Consider the following 269-nt stretch of genomic DNA (forward strand, 5'->3'; position numbering starts at 1 on the left):
TACCGATCCACGCCTGAAGCTGCACTAGGCCCCTGAAAAACCACGCCCCCCGCTACGTAACGTAGCGGGGGCTGCTGGCGTGCGGTTACAGGCATTCATCGAGAAAATTCACGACGGTGCCCATGCAGGCGACCCGCTCCTCGACGTGGGGCATGTGGCTGGAGTGTTCGAACAACGCCAGGCGAATGCCGGGAATCTTCTCCAGGTAGGGTCTGACCACAACTGGCGTGGCTTCATCGTAGCGGCCACAGATCAAAAGCGTCGGCACC

At 61.0% G+C, this 269-nt stretch carries 1 pseudogene; it reads right to left on the minus strand.

From position 1 onward, the window contains the following. Positions 1–85 precede the first annotated feature (85 nt). Positions 86–269: pseudogene (locus SB756_RS30555) on the minus strand (amino acid amidase); the annotation flags it as partial.

It is taken from the genome of Pseudomonas sp. SIMBA_068 (assembly GCF_046534705.1).
Lineage (GTDB): Bacteria > Pseudomonadota > Gammaproteobacteria > Pseudomonadales > Pseudomonadaceae > Aquipseudomonas > Aquipseudomonas putida.